This is a genomic window from Amycolatopsis sp. NBC_01286 (assembly GCF_035982555.1).
Classification (GTDB): Bacteria; Actinomycetota; Actinomycetes; order Mycobacteriales; family Pseudonocardiaceae; genus Amycolatopsis.
This window is the reverse complement of record NZ_CP108428.1, coordinates 4,340,825-4,356,656: the sequence shown is the minus strand read 5'-3', so window position 1 is coordinate 4,356,656 and position 15,832 is coordinate 4,340,825. Positions and strand designations below refer to the sequence as shown.

Here is a 15,832-nt window from a genome sequence, read left to right as displayed (position 1 = left end):
CCACAGTGGCCTCGATGAGGCCACTGTGGACTGATCCGGGGAATGCTTACTTGTTGGTGCCCGGGGTCAGCACCTTGTCGATCACGAAGACGGTGGCGTTCTTGGTGGGGATGTTGCCACAGAGGATCTTCGCGCCGTTGACGGTCATGTTGTCCCCGGTGCCCTCGATCTTCAGCGGACCACCCGCGGCGTTGAGCGAGTCGAGCGTGCCGGCGGACGCGAGGCCCTTGGCGTCGTAACGCTTGCCGACGACGTGGTACTGCAGGATCGGCGACAGCTCGGCCGGCTTGCCCGCCAGCTCGTTGAACTTGGCGTCACCCAAAGCGGCGAAGGCCGGGTCGGCCGGCGCGAACACCGTGATGGCCGGCGCGCTGTTGAGGGTGTCGACCAGGTTGGTGGCCTTGACCGCGGCGACCAGCTTGGTCAGCAGCGGGTTCGTCGAGGCGGCGGAAGCGACGGGCTGCGGGCCCATCGAGTCCAGCGAGCCGGGCGCGGAGCCCTGCGGCAGCTGCGAGCAGGCCGGACCGAAGACGTCGGCGTTGGTCGTCATGCCATCGGAAGCACCGGCGTCGGCGCTGGAGGACGGGGCGGCCATCGAGGACGACGGAGCCGGGGCGCTGGAGCTGCCCGACGACGCGGTGTCGCTGCCGCTGCACGCGGTCAGGGTGAGCGCGGCGGCCGCCGTCAGACCGATACCGGCAATACGAAGGTTACGCACGAAAATCACTCCATTAAGCGGCTTGGACAGTTCACTCGGAACTGTTTGTTGTGGGTCATTCGGGGCTGCGGTGAAAACGGATTGGGTCCGATCGGGTGACACGGCTCACTGTGCGGTGAAAGCGAAGCTGTGTCACCCTGCCGGCGTTTCGGCGAAACCGGTCAAGAAAGGGAAATCGTGCTGACCGGCGCGGTCGTCGGACCCGCGGAACCGCCCGCGGGCTCGACGGTGATCCCGATGTGGTCGGTGCCCGGCGGGATCGCGGCGAGCATCGGGCGCATCTGGTGCGGCGACTCGGGTTGCATCAGCCCCGCCGACCGCGTGCCGTCGGTGCCGGTGAACCACACCTGGTAGGCGTGGCCCGCGTCGAGCGCCGGGAACCCGGAGGCGAGCAGGACGGCCTTGCCCTGGCCGCGCGACACCACGAGCGTGGCGCCGCTCTGGCCGGAGCCCTTGAGCGTCGAGGCGTCCGGCGCGGTCAGCACCGAGTTGAGCGACGCCTGTTCCTGCTGGGCGGTGTCGAGCTGCCGGTCGCTGGAGGCGGTGTGCACGCCGAACGCGACCGCCACGACGGCCGCGGCGGCGGCGCCGAGCAGCGCGACGCGCACCTGCCAGGTCCGCGCCCGGCCGGGCGCGGCGCCGATGGCGGTCACCTTGGGCGGCACCTGCCGGGTCCGGGCCACCTCGGCCAGCACGCGGGCCCGCAGCTCCGCCGGCGGGTCGACCGCCACGGCGACGGCGAGCCGCGAGCCGGTGGCCCGCAGCTCTTCGACCTCCTGGCGGCAGGCGGCGCACTCCCCGAGGTGCCGTTCGAACTCGGCACGTTCCGCATCGGACACCGCGTCGAGCGCGTAAGCGCCGGTCAGCGTGTGCAGTTCGGCAGTCATCGTTCCACCCCCAAGCAGTCGCGCAGCCGGATGAGCCCGTCCCGGATCCGGGTCTTGACGGTGCCGGGTGCCACCTTCAGCACCTCGGCCACTTCCGGGTAGGTGTAGCCGTTGTAGTAGGCCAGCACGATGGACTCGCGCTGCAGGTCGGTCAGTGCGGACAGGCACTGGCGCACCCGCTCCTGGTCCAGGCTGGCCATGGTGGACTCGGTGACCTCGTCGAACGGCCGTTGCACGTCCATCCGGCCGACCTTGTCCTCGCGGTCGAGCACGGCCTGGTGGGAGCGCACGCGGTCGACGGCCCGGCGGTGGGCGATCATCAGCACCCACGACAGCGCGCTGCCGCGCTCCGGGGCGAACCTCGTGGCCTTGCGCCACACCTCCACCAGTACCTCCTGCGCCACTTCCTCGGCCTGGGCGTGGTTGCGCAGCACGCGCATCGCCAGACCCAGCACCGGACCGGCGATGAGGTCGTAGAGCGCCGAAAAAGCGCTCTCGTCCCCGGCCCCGACCCGCTGCAGCAGCTCCTCGGCACTGGCCACGGTCACCGGAGCCTCGTCCGTATGCAGCCGCAGCCGCCCACGCTCACCCATCCCCGGCAACCTCCACGTCACCCACGACGCCCTCCGGCATCTGCGGGGGATTCGCGACCGGCGGGCGCGGCGGACTGGTCTGTGCGGCGATGAGGTGGCGTGTCCCACCCGGACGGGGCAAGTTCGGCAGCCGGACCCATCCGTCCGGTCAGCGGCTCCGAAGACCTGGTGTCGCGGACTCGGTCCGGTCCGGCCGCTTCGTGAAAGTCGCGACGAATCCTTCACGTTCGAGGCTGCGCGTTGCCCGTTTGTTCACGCTCACGGTGACCTTTAGCACTTCTCGGTCCCCCTATGGAGTGAAACGCTTTCGCATTGAGAAGGCATTGACCTCACTATGGGTTATCTCCAGAGCAAGATCGACAGAACCGACGAGACGTGAGGGGCCACCCCATGGCCGAGCCGCACAGCCTGACCAGCACCAGCGTCGATTTCGCCCTCCGCACCTTCGGGGCGGAGCCGAAGCCGGTGCCGGCCGAGCTCGAGTACGACACCCGCGACCCGTACGCGGTCGCCGTCGTGCTCCACGCGGGCGCGAATGCCGTCCGGTGGCTGTTCGGGCGCGACCTGCTCGCCGACGGCCTGCTCGCCCGCTGCGGCGACGGTGACGTGCGCATCGGCCCCGCCGGCAACCCGGAGCTGGTGATCGTCGAGCTGACCTCCCCGGACGGCGCCGCCGTGCTCGAGGCGCCCGCGAAGGAGCTCGCCGCCTTCCTGGACACGACGTACGAGGTCATCCCGGCCGGCAGCGAGAGCGACTGGTTCGACTTCGACACCGAACTCGAGAAGCTCTCGTACCAGGACTGAGCAGTACCGTCGCCGGGTGAGCTTCTTCCTGACGACCGTCCTGGCCGCCCTCGACGACGGCGGCGACCGCGTCCTGTTCCACCAGGACGGCGTCACGACCTACCACCAGGCCCGGGACCGCCTGCGCCGGTTGCACGGCGGCCTGGGCGAGGTGGACGTCGTCGCGATCGACGTCCGGAACCGGCCCGAGACCCTGCTCGTGCAGCTCGCGGCGCTCCTGCGCGGCGCCACCGTGCTGCTGGTCGCCGCTTCGGCGCCGCGGCCGGACCGGCTCGCCGCGGCCACCGCGGCGGGGGTCACCACCGTCGTCACCGACCGGCCGGACGACTGGCCCGGCGACGACGTCCGCACCCTCGACGACCTCGACGGCGCGCCCCGGGACCTGCACCTTCCCAGCGCCGTCCGCGTCCTGTTCCCCACCGGCGGCACCACCGGCACCCCGAAGCTCATCCGGCACAGCGGCATCTACGACGGCATGGCCTACATCTTCGCCCCGTCGCCGGACGGCCCCGGCCGCACGCTGCTCGTCGCGCCGATGACGCACATGACCGGCAACGCCACCGTGTTCGGCGCGCTCCTGCGCCGCGACACCCTCGTGCTCCAGGACGGCTTCGACGCGGGCGCCGTCCTCGAAGCGATCCAGGAGCACCGGATCGACACGCTCTCCCTGACGCCACCGCGCCTCGCCGCGGTCCTGGACCACCCGGCGTTGACGAGCACCGACGTCAGCAGCGTCCGCTCGCTCTCCCTGGGCGCCGCGCCGCTGCCGCCGCACCGGCTCGCGCAGGCGCTCGACGTTTTCGGCCCGGTCGTCGGCCAGGGTTACGGCCTCACCGAAGCCCCGATGATCGCGAGCATCTCCGCCGCCGAGCTGGCCGGGCACCCCGAGCGGCTCGGCTCGGTCGGCCGGATCGTGCCCGGGATGGAGGCGCGGCTCGCCGACGGCGAGGTCGAGGTGCGCGGACTGTCCATGATGGACGGTTACCTCGGCGGCCCGGAGGTCGGCGCCGGCTGGCTGCGCACCGGCGACCTCGGCCGCTTCGACGACGAGGGCTACCTCTACCTGCTCGACCGCGTGGACGACGTCGTCGTGGTCGGCGAGCACGGCACGAAGGTGCCCTCGACCGTCGTCGAGCACGCCCTCGCGACGCACCCGGCGGTCCGCGCGGCCGCCGTCTTCGGCAAGCACACCGTGGACGGCCAGGTGCTGCACGCCGTCGTCGTCGCGACGCACCCGATCACCGTCGAGGAACTGCAGGCCCTCGCCCGAAAAGCGTTCGGCCAGGAGCACTACGTCCCGGCGAGCGTGTCCTTCACCGACGCGCTGCCGCTCACCGAAGTCGGCAAGGTCGACAAACGCGCCCTCGCTCAGGTCGTGACGGCGCCGTAGGACGACGACCGGACCAGCTTCGCGTACTTGCCGAGCACGCCTTCCGGGAACTTGTTCGGCAGCGGCTCCCAGCCTTCGCGACGGCGGGCCAGCTCGGCCGCGTCGACCAGCACGTCGATGCTGCGGGCCTTGATGTCGACGGCGATCCGGTCGCCGGTGCGGACGAAAGCGATCGGCCCGCCGTCCACGGCTTCGGGCGCGACGTGCCCGATGCACAGGCCGGTGGTGCCGCCGGAGAACCGGCCGTCGGTCAGCAGCAGGACGTCCTTGCCGAGCCCGGCGCCCTTGATCGCCGCGGTGATGGCGAGCATCTCGCGCATCCCCGGCCCGCCCTTCGGGCCTTCGTAGCGGATGACGACGACGTCGCCCGCCTCGATGTGGCCCTCGTTCAGCGCGGCCATCGCCTCCTGCTCGCGCTCGAACACGCGCGCCGGGCCTTCGAAGCCGGCCGTGTCGAAGCCCGCGGACTTCACGACGGCACCCTCGGGCGCGAGCGAGCCGCGCAGGATGGTGATGCCGCCGGTCGGGTGCAGCGGGTTGTCCAGCTTGCGCAGGACCTCGCCGTCGATCGGCTCGGGGTCCAGCTCGGCCAGGTTTTCGGCCACGGTCTTACCGGTGACGGTGAGCGCGTCGCCGTGGATCAGGCCCTCGTCGAGCAGGGCCTTCATCAGCACGGGGATGCCGCCGTGGCGGTCGATGTCGTTCATGACGTACTTGCCGAACGGCTTCAGGTCGCCCAGGTGCGGGACGCGGTCGCCGACGCGGTTGAAGTCGTCGAGGTCGAGCGCGACCTTCGCCTCGTGCGCGATGGCCAGCAGGTGCAGCACGGCGTTGGTCGAGCCGCCGAGGGCCATGACGACGGTGATGGCGTTCTCGAACGCCTCGCGGGTCAGGATGTCGCGCGCGGTGATGCCCTTTTCGAGCAGCCCGACCACGGCCTCGCCGGACAGGTGCGCGTAGTTGTCGCGCCGGCGGTCCGCGGACGGCGGCGCGGCCGATCCCGGCATGCTCATCCCCATCGCCTCGGCCGCCGACGCCATCGTGTTCGCCGTGTACATCCCGCCGCAAGCGCCTTCACCGGGGCAGATGGCGCGTTCGATGCGGTCCAGGTCGGCGGTCTTGAGCCGGCCCGCCCGGCACGCGCCGACGGCTTCGAAGGCGTCGATCAGCGTGACGTCCTTCTCGGTGCCGTCGGTGAGCTTCACCCAGCCGGGGGCGATCGAGCCGGCGTAGAGGAAGACCGACGCGAGGTCGAGGCGCGCGGCGGCCATCAGCATCCCGGGCAGCGACTTGTCGCAGCCGGCCAGCAGGATCGAGCCGTCGAGGCGTTCGGCCTGCATCACCGTCTCGACGGAGTCCGCGATGACCTCGCGCGACACCAGCGAGAAGTGCATCCCGTCGTGGCCCATCGAAATGCCGTCGGAGACGGAGATCGTGCCGAACTGCAGCGGGTAACCGCCGGCCGCGTGCACGCCCTCCTTCGACGCCTGTGCCAGCCGGTCGAGCGACAGGTTGCAGGGCGTGATCTCGTTCCACGAGCTGGCGACGCCGATGATCGGCTTGCGCCAGTCGTCGTCGCCCATCCCGACGGCGCGGAGCATGCCCCGGGCGGGTGCGGCCTCGATCCCGTCGGTGACCGTGCGGCTGCGGGGCTTCGGGTCGATCGTCATGACGCGCCTTCCGATACGACGTTCGGACGCACTGGATGCTACCCGCGTCCGCGCGGTCCGCTCACCGGAACGATTTGCTTCCCGCGCCTTCGCGAACCGGCGAAAACTCGGCAAAATGATCGCCACAGTGGTGTGGGGCACGGGCAACGTCGGCCGGGCCGCAATCCGGGCCGTCGAGGCCCATCCGGCACTGGAACTCGCCGCCGTTCTCGTGCACGACCCGGACAAGGTCGGCAAGGACGCGGGCGCGCTCGCCGGCGTCGGCGACCTGGGTGTCACCGCGACCGACGACGTCGAGGCGGTGCTGGCGGCGAGTCCGCGCGCGATCGTCTACGCCGCTTCCGGCGACATCCGCTTCGACGACGCGCTGGCCGACATCGTGCGCGCGATCCGCTCGGGCGCGATCGTCGTGACGCCGGCCCTCTACCCGCTCTACGACCAGCGCAACGCGCCGCCGGAGCTGCGGGACCCGGTCCTGGCCGCGATCACCGACGGCGGCGGCTCGCTGTTCGTCTCCGGCGTCGACCCCGGCTGGGGCAACGACGTGCTGCCGCTGCTGATCAGCGGGCTCGGCACCGACGTCGACGTCATCCGCTGCCAGGAGATCTTCGACTACTCGACCTACGAGCAGCCCGACTCCGTGCGGTACCTGGTCGGCATGGGCCAGCCGATGGACTACGACCCGCCGATGCTGATGACCGGCGTGCCGTCGATGGTGTGGGGCGGGCAGGTCCGGCTGATCGCGCGCGGCCTCGGCGTCGAGGTGGACGAGCTGCGCGAGACGCTGCACCGGCGTCCGCTGGAGGAAACCGTGTCCACGCGGACCATGGGCGAGTTCGAGAAAGGCACTCAGGGCGCGGTGCGGTTCGAGGTGCAGGGCATCGTCGACGGCGAGCCGCGGATCGTCATCGAGCACGTCACCCGCATCCACCCGGCGTGCGCGCCGGACTGGCCGACGCCGCCCAGCGGCGACGGCGCCCACCGCGTGATCATCGAAGGCCGGCCGCGCATCGAGGTCAGCGTCGAAGCGAGCGACGAAGGCGAAAACCGGTCCGCGGGCGGCAACGCCACCGCGGTCGGCCGTCTCGTCGGCGCGATCGACTGGCTGGCCGACGCGAAACCCGGCCTCTACGACGCACTCGACGTCCCGCTGCGCCCGGCAGCCGGCAAGCTCGGAAGGAGGCGCTCGTGAACATCGACATCCCCGAGGGCAAGGACCCGATCGGGTACGTGTGGGGCGAAATGGTGCCCGGTATCGGGGTCGCCGCCTCGAAGTTCTCGCTGGCGGTCTATTCGCACACCACGTTGGGGCTGCGGGAGTTCGAGGCCGCGCGGCTGCGGATCGCGCAGATCAACGGCTGCGTCTTCTGCCTCGACTGGCGCACCGAACGCGACGGCGTCAAGGTCGAAGAGGAGTTCGCCGACGCCGTTTCGGAGTGGCGCACGACGGATCTGTTCGACGAGCGGACGCGCCTGGCGGCCGAGTACGCCGAGCGGTACGCGCTCGACCACCACAGCATCGACGACGAGTTCTGGAAGCGGATGGCCGAGCACTACACGCAGCAGGAGGTCGTCGAGCTGAGCATGAGCCTCGGTTCGTGGCTGGCCTTCGGGCGGCTCAACCACGTCCTGGGTCTCGACGTCGCCTGCGTCCTCCCGTCCCACCGCTCGTGAGTGTTTAGGGCGGTTGGAACCGCCCTAAACACTCACGACGAGCCGCGGCAGACCCTAGAAGTCCGTGGCGATGATCTTCTCGATGTTCCGTTCGGCCAGCGCGGTGATGGTGACGAACGGGTTGACGCTCGTGTTGCCGGGGATCAGGGAACCGTCGATCGCGTACAGGCCCTGGTATCCGGCGAGCCTGCCGTAGTTGTCGGTCGCCTTGTCGAGCACCGCGCCGCCGAGCGGGTGGTAGGTCAGATGGTCGCCCCAGATCTTGTAGAAGCCGAAGAGGTCGGACCGGTAGATCGTGCCCTCCTTCGCGTTGATCTTGTCGAAGATGGTCTTGGCCATGTCGATGCCCGGCTGCTTCCACGCCGTCTGCCAGTTCAGGTCGACCTTCTGGGTCGACGGGTTCCAGCTGAACTGCGCGCGGTTCGGGTTCTTCGTGATGGACAGGTAGAACGACGCCCACGTCTCGATCCCGGTCGGCAGCGGCGCGACCTCCGCGAACGCGCCGCCGGCCGCCCAGTTGTCGATGCCGCCGCACGGGATGGACGACTGGAGGCTGCCGGTCGGGTCCCAGATCTGGTTGGCCCGCCCGACCATCACGTTCCCGTTGTCGCCCCAGTTCTTGCCGACCTCGCCGTTGAGGTTCGGCAGCGCGCCGGTGGCCTTGAACTTCACCAGCAGCTTGCTCGTGCCCACGCTGCCCGCGGCGAAGAAGACCTTGGCCGCGGTCACGACCTTGGTCGCCGACACGTCACCCGTGGTGTTGAGCTGCTCGATCGTGACGGTGTAACCGCCGCCGGACGCCGGCGTCACCTTCGCCACCCGGTGCAGCGGCGAGATGGTGACGCGGCCGGTCGCCTGGATCTGCGGCAGGTAGGTCTTCTGCAGCGACTTCTTGCCGTAGTTGTTGCCGTACAGGATTTCCCCGGCCAGCGCCGAGCGCGGCACGGTGTTGGCCTGCTCCTGCTTCATGTAGTTCCAGTCGTACACGTCCGGCACGAAGACGTACGGGAACCCGGACCGCTGCGCCTGCTTCCGCCCGACCCGCGCGTACTGGTAGCACTCGGCGGTGTCGAACCAGGCCGGGTCGATGAGGCCGACGCCGAGACCGGCGTTGGCGCGCGGGTAGTAGGTGTTGTACATCTCGTCGGCGCTGACCGTCGGGAGGATCGCGCCGAAGTTCTCCCGCTTCGGCGTCACGGCCATGCCGCCGTTGACGAGCGAGCCGCCGCCGACGCCGCGGCCCTGGTACACGGTGATACCGCTGAACTCCTCGGCGTCGAGGATGCCGGTGTACTTCGGGATGTCCTTGTCGATCGGGAACCCGAGGAAGTTGGACAGCGGCTGCTTCGTGCGGGTGCGCAACCAGAACGAGCGCTGGTCGGGCGTGGTCGTGTTGGCGAAGATCTTGCCGTCGGAGCCGGGCGTGTCCCAGGCCATGCCCATTTCGACCAGCTGGACGTCGACGCCGGCCTGCGCGAGCCGCAGGGCGGTGACCTGGCCGCCGTAGCCGGAGCCGATCACCAGGGCCGGGACCCGGGCCCCGTCGGGGATGGGGCCGGCCGCTCTCGGCGTCGCACCGGCGGCTCGGCCGGCGAGCGCGGCCCCGGCCAAGATAGAACCTGTTCCTGCAATGAAGAGACGTCGGGAAAGACCGCCAGAGTTTGTTCTCTCCATGGCTTCGTCGCTCATGTGATGTTCCTCACCGTTGAGGTATTTAGAACACGTTATAGCTCACTGGTACAGACAAGTCGACATATACCCGCGAGTAACCTCCAGGCACGGCGCAGCATTGGCGCGAATGGGCCATGATGGACGACTGTGGAGTCGACCCGTGTGGACCGCTGGCTGTGGGCGGTCCGGCTGATGAAGACCCGCCCGGACGCCGCGGCGGCGTGCCGGGGCGGCCACGTGCGCGTCAACGACAAGCCGGCGAAGCCCGCGACGACCGTCGTCCCCGGCGACGAGGTCCGCGTCCGCGTCGGCGGCACGACCAGGATCCTCGACGTGGTACGGGTGATCCAGAAACGCGTGGGCGCGCCGGACGCCGCGACGTGCTTCCTGGACCGGACGCCGAAGCCGACCCCGGAGTCCGTGATCCCGGTCGCCCGCCGCGAGCGCGGCGCGGGCCGACCGACCAAAAGGGAGCGCCGCGTGCTGGACGCGTTCCGCTCACCGGATCTCTGACAACACCTGCGCTGAAAGCCGTGAATGCCACATCGAGGGACTTGGTGTCCCTCGATGTGGCATTCACGGACTTCGGGTCAAGCGGGCGGTGGAACCGGGGTCAGGAATTCCAGGCGGTTGCCGAGGCAGTCGCTTGTGTAGAACCGGCGGTGGCCGGGGAAACCGTCGTCCCATTCCACCGGGCTGCCGTGCGCTTCGAGGCGGGCCGCCAGCGCGTCGAGGTCGTCGGTGAGGATGCCCGGGTGGGCCTTGCGGGCGGGCCGGAAGTCCGTCTCGACGCCGAGGTGGAGTTCCAGCCCGCCGGCCCGCAACCACAGCCCGCCGCGGGCGGCCAGTTCCGGCGGCTTCGGGATCTCGGTCAGCCCGAGCACGCCGACGTAGAACGCGCGGCAGCGGTCCTCACTGCCGGGCTCGATGGCCAGCTGGACGTGGTGCACGCCGAAGGTCATGCCCTCAGCGTGCCACCAGCTCCCGCAGTTCCTTCACGACGTCGGCGGGTGCCTCCTCGGCCATGAAGTGCCCGGACGACACCGTGCGGTGGCGCAGATCGGCCGTCCACGGGCGCCACAACGCCGTCGCGTCGTAGCCGAGCGCGGCGCCCCAGTCCTGCTGCAGCACGGTGACCGGCATGCCGAGCCGGTCGCCCGCCGTCCGTGACGCCGTGTCGTGCTCGACGTCCACCGTCGCCGTCGCCCGGTAGTCCGCGACGATCGACGGCACGGCCTCGCGGCTGGCCCGCAGGTACTCGGCGCGGACGTCGGCCGGGATCGCGTCCGGGCGCTGCGTCCAGGCGTCGAGGAAGTACCCGAAGAACGCGTCGGGCGCGCCGGCGATGAGCGTCTCCGGCAGGCCCGGCGGCTGGGCCATCAGGTAGAGGTGGAAGCCGACCGCCGCGCTCACGCCGTGCAGCACGTCCCACGTGTCGAGGGTCGGCAGCACGTCGAGGATCGCCAGGTGGGAGACGGCGGCCGGGTGGTCGAGGCCGGCCCGGATGGCGACCAGCGCACCTCGGTCGTGCCCGGCGAGGGCGAACCGCTCGTGCCCGAACGCGCGGGCGACGGCGACGACGTCAGCGGCCATCGTGCGCTTGGCGTACGTCTCGCCGGTGTCGGCCGGCTTGTCGCTGGCGCCGTAGCCGCGCAGGTCGGGGACGAGCACGGTGTGGTCGGCGGCGAGGTCGGCGGCCACGTGCCGCCACATCAGGTGGGTCTGCGGGAAGCCGTGCAGCAGCACGATCGGGGCGCCGGAGCCGCCGACGGCGACGTTGAGAGCTACGTCGTCACCGACCGTGACGCGCTGGTAGTCGAACCCGGGGATCTGCATGGACGTCCTTTCGCGGTGGTTGCCCGGCGAGCCTGCGTCAAGCCGATCAGCGCCGGGTCAGCGCCGGCTGAGCGCGTTACAGTGCGTGCATGGTCCGGTTCGGCGTGCTCGGTCCGCTCGTGGCCGAGGACGAGCGGGGTCCCCTGGCGCTCAAGGGCCCGCGGCACCGGGCGGTCCTGGCGCGGCTGCTGATCGCGCGCGGCCGGGTCGTGCCGGTGGACGTCCTGGTCGACGACCTCTGGCCGGACCCGCCCGCGGGTGCGGTCGGCGCGCTCCAGACGTTCGTGTCCGCGTTGCGCCGCGCGCTGGAACCCGATCGGGCGCCGCGAACCCCGGCCCGGCTGCTGGTCACCTCGGGACCCGGGTACGCGTTGCGCGCGGAGTCCGTCGACGCCTGGAGTTTCGAGGCCGCGGTGACCACGCCCGGCGCGACACTGTCCGAAGTGGACGAAGCCCTGGCGCTGTGGCGCGGGCCCGCGTACGCGGAGTTCGCCGACGAGCCCTGGGCCCGCGGCGAGATCAACCGCCTCGACGAGCTGCGCCGGCTGGGCGTCGAGCGGCGGGCGGCGGCGCTGCTGGAGCTGGACCGCGCGGCCGAGGCGGTGCCGGACCTGGCGGCGCACGTCGAGGCGTGGCCGTTGCGGGAGGACGGCTGGCGGCTGCTCGCGCTGGCCCTCTACCGGGCCGGGCGCCAGGGTGACGCGCTGGGCGCGTTGCGGCGGGCGCGGCACGTCCTGGCGTCGGAGCTGGGCATCGACCCCGGCCCCGGGCTGCGTCAGGCGGAGGCGGACATCCTGGCGGCGACTCCGGCCGTCTCGCCCCTGGTGGGACGCGCGGACGAACTGGCCCGGCTGGCCGCGGAGGCAACCACCGCCCGCACCGGCCGGTTGAGGCTGGCGCTGATCTCCGGCGAGGCGGGCGCGGGCAAAACCGCGTTGGCGGAGGCGTTCTCGGCGCGCCTGGCCGCCAACGGCTGGACCACGGCGTGGGGCGCCAGCCCGGACGACGAGGGCCTGCCCGCGGTGTGGCCGTGGACCCGCGTGCTGGGCGAGGCCGTGGCGCTCGATCCCGAACCGGGCGGCGATCCCGTGGCCGCGCGGTTCCGGCGGCACCGCGCCGTCGCCGCCCACCTCGCCGCGCTCGGCCGCAAGACGCCGCTGCTGCTCGTGTTCGACGACCTCCAGTGGGCCGGCGCGGAAACCCTCACGCTGCTGGCCTCCGTCGTCGCGGATCCGTCCGTGCGGCGGGTGCTCGTCGTCGGGACGCACCGCAGCACCGATCTGCCCGCCACCCTGGCCGGCTTCCTCGGGCGCGTCGCGCGGGCCGAACCCGCCCGCGTCTACCTGGGCGGGCTCGGGGCCACCGAAGTGCGTGACCTCGTCCGCGCGACGCTCGGCCACGACGTCCCCGCGCCCACCGCGGCGGCGATCCACCGGCGCAGCGGCGGCAACCCGTTCTTCGTGCGGGAGCTCGCGCGGCTCTTCGACGCCGACTCCGACGCCGTCGTGCCGCCCGGGGTCCGCGACGTCGTCCGCCACCGCACGTCTCAGCTGCCCGCCGGCACGCGGGAAGTGCTGCGCCGTGCGGCGGTGCTCGGCCGCGACGTCGACCTCGGGCTGCTCGGCTCGCTGGCCGGCACCGACGTCCTCGACGACGTCGAAGCCGCGGTCCGGGCCGGGTTCCTGGTCGAGCCCGCGCCCGGGCGGGTCCGGTTCGCGCACGACCTGGTGCGGGACACGCTGTACCACGATCTTTCGCGCACGCGCCGCGCCCGCTGGCACGCCGACGTCGGCGAGGCGCTGGAGCGGCTGCGCCCCGACGACGTCGACGCGCTGGCCCACCACTTCCTGCTCGCGGAAAGCCCGGCCGCCGTGCGGTACGCGCGGCTGGCGGCGGAGCGCGCCGAGCGCCGGGTGGCCCCGCACGAGGCGGCGCGGCTGTGGCGGGCCGCGCTCGACCGGGCCGGCGACGACGTCCGGGAGCGGCTGGACCTGATCATGGGGCTGGTGCGGGCGCTGGCCGTCACGGGTGCGCTGGCGCAGGCCCGCGAGCACCGCGCGGAAGCCGTGACGCTGGCGGAGTCCCTCGGCGACCCGGTGCTGACCGCGTCCGTGCTGGGCGCGTTCGACGTCCCGGCGGTGTGGACAGCCAACGACGACCCGGAATTGGCCGCGCGGATCGTCACGGTCGTCGAGAAGACGCTGGTCGCGCTGCCGCCGGAGCGCCGCGCCGAGCGCGCGCGGCTGCTGGCGACGCTCGCGCTGGAGCTGCGCAACACCGGCGGCGACCGCGGCCGGGAGGCGGCCTTCGAAGCCGAGGCCCTGGCGCGGGAACTGGGTGAGCCGGCGCTGCTCGCGTTCGCGCTCAACGCGCGGTTCATGCAGGCGTTCGACCGGGCCGGGCTGGCGCCGGAGCGGGCGCGCATCGGGCGTGAACTGGTCGACGTCGCCGCGGCGCACGGCCTGGTGACGTTCGAAGTGCTGGGTCATCTGGTGCTGGTCCAGGCGTTTTCGGCACTGGCCGACCTGCCCGCGGCCGACGTCCACGCCGAGGCGGCCGACCGCCTGGCCGCCGACCACGACCTGCCGCTGGTCGGCGTGTTCACGCAGTGGTACCGCGCGTTGCGGGCGAGCATCGCGGACGACCCGGCGGCGGAAGCGCTCTTCCGCGCGGCGGCCGCCCGCCTCCCGGGGACGGGCATGACCGGCCTGGAGGACGGCATCCTCGACTTCGCCCTGCGGTGCCACCGGGTGCAACGCGGAGCGTCCACAGTGGACTACCCGGGCGACGCCCCACACGACCTCCTGTACGAGGCCCGCCTGTCCCTCCAGGCCCTGACGGCCATCAACACCGGTGACGTCCCCGCCATGACCCGCCTGTACGACGCGCTCCTCCCGGCGGCGGCCGAGCTGGCCGGCGCGGGCAGCGGCATGCTGACCCTCCGCCCGGTGGCGTTCTACCTGGCCGAACTGGCAACGGCTCTGAACCGTCCCGCGGCTTCGCACTACCGCCAAGCCCTGGAACTGGCCCGCCGCTGCAAGGCCCCGCACTGGATCGCCGCCCTGGAGTCCCGCCCCTGACGCCGTGTCGACCCCCCAATCACACGTGATGTCCCTCCAATCACGCGAGATGCGCCCCCAATCACGCGAGATGCGCCCCCAATCACGCGAGATCCGCCTTCAATCACGTGAGATCCGCGGCTGATCACGCGAGTTCGGCGTACCGGACCGGCGAACTCGCGTACCCGGAGAGTCGGCTCGCGTGCCTGGAGGGTCGGCTCGCGTGATCAGAGGGTCAGTTCGCGTGATTGGAGGGTCGACACGCGTGATTGGGGGGTCGACACGGGGCCGCGCGAAAACCGGCACCGCGGTCTGCGTGGGGCGCCTACGCTGGAGCGGGTGAGCGACAGCGAGAACTTCGAGGGGCGCGACGTCGGGTCCGGGATCTCCGTCATCCGGGAAAGCAGCGACGTCGTGGGGTCCGGGCCGCGGCTGCACCGGCATCCCTACGCCGAAACGTTCGTCATCATCCGGGGGCGGGCGCGGTTCACCATCGGTACCGAGGAACGTGACGGCGGTGCCGGGGACGTGCTCGTCGTCCCGGCCGGCACCGCGCACAAGTTCGCGGTGCTCGGCCCCGGGGTCTACGAGGCCGTGCACATCCACGAAAGCGACCACTTCATCACCGAATACCTGGAGTGACGCGCTAGACCTCGTTTTCGCCGATCATCGCGCGCAGCTTCTGGAGGGCGCGGTACTGCGTGATGCGGACGTTGCCCGGCGAAATCCCCAGCGACTCCGCCGTCTCGTTCGCCGACAGGCCGACGACGATCCGCAGGGACAGGATCGCCTGGTGCAGCGGCGGCAACGTCGCCATCAGCCGGCCCAGGCGGGCGCCGAGGTCCATCTCCAGCACGTGGTTCTCCGGCTCGTTGCCGCCCAGCGGGCGGTCCGGCAGCTCCGACACCGGCTTCGAGCGGTCGCGCGCCACCGAGCGGAACGCGTCGGCGACCTTGTTCGCCGCGATCGCCCGCACCAGGTACAGGAACGAGCCGCCGCGGTCCTGGTAGCCCGGCAGCACCTTCAGCACCGCGAGCAGGACCTCCTGCGCGACGTCGTCGGCCGAGAGGTACGACAGGTCGCGGCCGCCGATCCGGGCGCGGCAGTAGCGGGCGACCGTCGGCTTGATCAGCCGCAGCAGCGCCTGGATCGCCGCCGGGTCACCGGTGCGCGCCGCCGCGACCACCGGGTCGAGGTCCTCCTTGGTCAGCCGGCCTTCCGGTCGCGGCAGCTCCTTCAGCACGGTGTAGCCGTCGACCTCTTCGGCCGGAACCGTGTCCAACGCCATGGTCTCCATGGGGTTCCCTCCTCGTTCCGGCCACCCGGAAATACCTACTCCGCAGGAACTCGTTTTCTGTTCCCGCATTCGATTATCGAGGCGCTGACCAGCAACGTTGCAGTGCTGTGGTTCTTGTCCACATATTGTCCGTTAACGAGAAACGGCCCACTCGGCATACCCGGCGGTCGGCCCCGCCCGGCTGGTCAGATTCTTGACAGTAGTCGCCACACCGCGGGAACCGGTAGCGAAAT

The 15,832-nt window shown here is 71.5% G+C and carries 15 protein-coding genes; 7 read left to right on the top strand and 8 right to left on the bottom strand.

Features of this window, described 5'->3' with window-relative positions; all coding sequences use genetic code 11:
- Nucleotides 1-46 precede the first annotated feature (46 nt).
- From OG570_RS21090 to sigK, 3 genes are all read right to left on the bottom strand, one after another.
- Nucleotides 47-718, bottom strand: coding sequence for a fasciclin domain-containing protein (locus tag OG570_RS21090; protein ID WP_326943893.1), 672 nt, complete (start codon nucleotides 716-718; stop codon nucleotides 47-49).
- 161 nt (nucleotides 719-879) lie between these two features.
- Complete coding sequence (locus OG570_RS21085) at nucleotides 880-1,605, bottom strand: anti-sigma factor (RefSeq protein ID WP_326958599.1); 726 nt, start codon at nucleotides 1,603-1,605, stop codon at nucleotides 880-882.
- Nucleotides 1,602-2,198, bottom strand: a complete 597-nt coding sequence (gene sigK, locus OG570_RS21080) for an ECF RNA polymerase sigma factor SigK (RefSeq protein WP_247056573.1) — start codon at nucleotides 2,196-2,198, stop codon at nucleotides 1,602-1,604. Before sigK ends, OG570_RS21085 begins: the two co-directional genes overlap by 4 nt.
- A 390-nt stretch (nucleotides 2,199-2,588) precedes the next feature.
- Between sigK and OG570_RS21075 the strand changes: the two genes are divergently transcribed.
- Both OG570_RS21075 and OG570_RS21070 read left to right on the top strand, forming a co-directional pair.
- Nucleotides 2,589-3,002, top strand: a complete 414-nt coding sequence (locus OG570_RS21075) for an SsgA family sporulation/cell division regulator (protein WP_247056575.1) — start codon at nucleotides 2,589-2,591, stop codon at nucleotides 3,000-3,002.
- A gap of 16 nt (nucleotides 3,003-3,018) precedes the next feature.
- On the top strand, nucleotides 3,019-4,392 hold the full coding sequence (locus tag OG570_RS21070) for a class I adenylate-forming enzyme family protein (protein WP_326958596.1): 1,374 nt from the start codon (nucleotides 3,019-3,021) through the stop codon (nucleotides 4,390-4,392).
- Here the strand turns inward: OG570_RS21070 and ilvD are convergent.
- Nucleotides 4,371-6,062, bottom strand: a complete 1,692-nt coding sequence (gene ilvD / locus OG570_RS21065) for a dihydroxy-acid dehydratase (protein WP_326958594.1) — start codon at nucleotides 6,060-6,062, stop codon at nucleotides 4,371-4,373. The two genes, OG570_RS21070 and ilvD, sit on opposite strands and share 22 nt — an antisense overlap.
- Before the next feature lie 115 nt (nucleotides 6,063-6,177).
- On the opposite strand from ilvD, the gene OG570_RS21060 reads away from it, so the two are divergent.
- Together OG570_RS21060 and OG570_RS21055 are read left to right on the top strand one after the other, a co-directional pair.
- On the top strand, nucleotides 6,178-7,254 hold the full coding sequence (locus OG570_RS21060) for an NAD(P)H-dependent amine dehydrogenase family protein (RefSeq protein ID WP_326958592.1): 1,077 nt from the start codon (nucleotides 6,178-6,180) through the stop codon (nucleotides 7,252-7,254).
- A complete protein-coding gene (locus OG570_RS21055; protein WP_326958590.1) occupies nucleotides 7,251-7,736 on the top strand; it encodes a carboxymuconolactone decarboxylase family protein in 486 nt (161 codons plus the stop codon). Before OG570_RS21060 ends, OG570_RS21055 begins: the two co-directional genes overlap by 4 nt.
- Before the next feature lie 54 nt (nucleotides 7,737-7,790).
- Here OG570_RS21055 and OG570_RS21050 read toward each other — a convergent pair whose 3' ends face one another.
- Complete coding sequence (locus OG570_RS21050; protein WP_326958588.1) at nucleotides 7,791-9,347, bottom strand: GMC oxidoreductase; 1,557 nt, start codon at nucleotides 9,345-9,347, stop codon at nucleotides 7,791-7,793.
- A gap of 207 nt (nucleotides 9,348-9,554) precedes the next feature.
- Here OG570_RS21050 and OG570_RS21045 point away from each other — a divergent pair, with 207 nt between their 5' ends.
- Entirely contained in the window at nucleotides 9,555-9,920 is a 366-nt protein-coding gene (locus tag OG570_RS21045) for an RNA-binding S4 domain-containing protein (RefSeq protein WP_326958586.1), read from the top strand.
- A 77-nt stretch (nucleotides 9,921-9,997) separates the two neighbouring features.
- Here the strand turns inward: OG570_RS21045 and OG570_RS21040 are convergent, their stop codons facing one another.
- Together OG570_RS21040 and OG570_RS21035 are read right to left on the bottom strand one after the other, a co-directional pair.
- Nucleotides 9,998-10,369 carry a glyoxalase gene (locus OG570_RS21040; protein WP_326958584.1) on the bottom strand — a complete coding sequence of 124 codons (372 nt, stop codon included), beginning with the start codon at nucleotides 10,367-10,369 and terminating at the stop codon, nucleotides 9,998-10,000.
- Nucleotides 10,370-10,373: 4 nt separating this feature from the next.
- Nucleotides 10,374-11,243: an alpha/beta fold hydrolase gene (locus tag OG570_RS21035; RefSeq protein ID WP_326958582.1), complete on the bottom strand. Its 870-nt coding sequence runs from the start codon at nucleotides 11,241-11,243 to the stop codon at nucleotides 10,374-10,376.
- An 89-nt stretch (nucleotides 11,244-11,332) separates the two neighbouring features.
- Between OG570_RS21035 and OG570_RS21030 the strand changes: the two genes are divergently transcribed.
- Together OG570_RS21030 and OG570_RS21025 are read left to right on the top strand one after the other, a co-directional pair.
- The gene (locus tag OG570_RS21030; protein ID WP_326958580.1) at nucleotides 11,333-14,323 is read left to right on the top strand and encodes a BTAD domain-containing putative transcriptional regulator; all 2,991 of its coding nucleotides are present in this window, start codon (nucleotides 11,333-11,335) and stop codon (nucleotides 14,321-14,323) included.
- 318 nt (nucleotides 14,324-14,641) lie between these two features.
- Entirely contained in the window at nucleotides 14,642-14,944 is a 303-nt protein-coding gene (locus OG570_RS21025; RefSeq protein ID WP_326958578.1) for a cupin domain-containing protein, read from the top strand.
- Nucleotides 14,945-14,948: 4 nt separating this feature from the next.
- On the opposite strand, the gene shbA is transcribed toward OG570_RS21025, so the two are convergent.
- Complete coding sequence (gene shbA / locus OG570_RS21020) at nucleotides 14,949-15,599, bottom strand: RNA polymerase sigma factor ShbA (RefSeq protein ID WP_326943904.1); 651 nt, start codon at nucleotides 15,597-15,599, stop codon at nucleotides 14,949-14,951.
- Nucleotides 15,600-15,832 lie beyond the last annotated feature (233 nt).

Coding starts and splice junctions, on each gene's coding strand:
- OG570_RS21060 (WP_326958592.1), top strand. CDS start 6,178: ATGATCGCCACAGTGGTGTGGGGCACGGGCAACGTCGGCCGGGCCGCA.
- OG570_RS21040 (WP_326958584.1), bottom strand. CDS start 10,369: ATGACCTTCGGCGTGCACCACGTCCAGCTGGCCATCGAGCCCGGCAGT.
- OG570_RS21035 (WP_326958582.1), bottom strand. CDS start 11,243: ATGCAGATCCCCGGGTTCGACTACCAGCGCGTCACGGTCGGTGACGAC.
- OG570_RS21030 (WP_326958580.1), top strand. CDS start 11,333: ATGGTCCGGTTCGGCGTGCTCGGTCCGCTCGTGGCCGAGGACGAGCGG.
- OG570_RS21085 (WP_326958599.1), bottom strand. CDS start 1,605: ATGACTGCCGAACTGCACACGCTGACCGGCGCTTACGCGCTCGACGCG.
- sigK (WP_247056573.1), bottom strand. CDS start 2,198: ATGGGTGAGCGTGGGCGGCTGCGGCTGCATACGGACGAGGCTCCGGTG.
- ilvD (WP_326958594.1), bottom strand. CDS start 6,062: ATGACGATCGACCCGAAGCCCCGCAGCCGCACGGTCACCGACGGGATC.
- OG570_RS21075 (WP_247056575.1), top strand. CDS start 2,589: ATGGCCGAGCCGCACAGCCTGACCAGCACCAGCGTCGATTTCGCCCTC.
- shbA (WP_326943904.1), bottom strand. CDS start 15,599: ATGGAGACCATGGCGTTGGACACGGTTCCGGCCGAAGAGGTCGACGGC.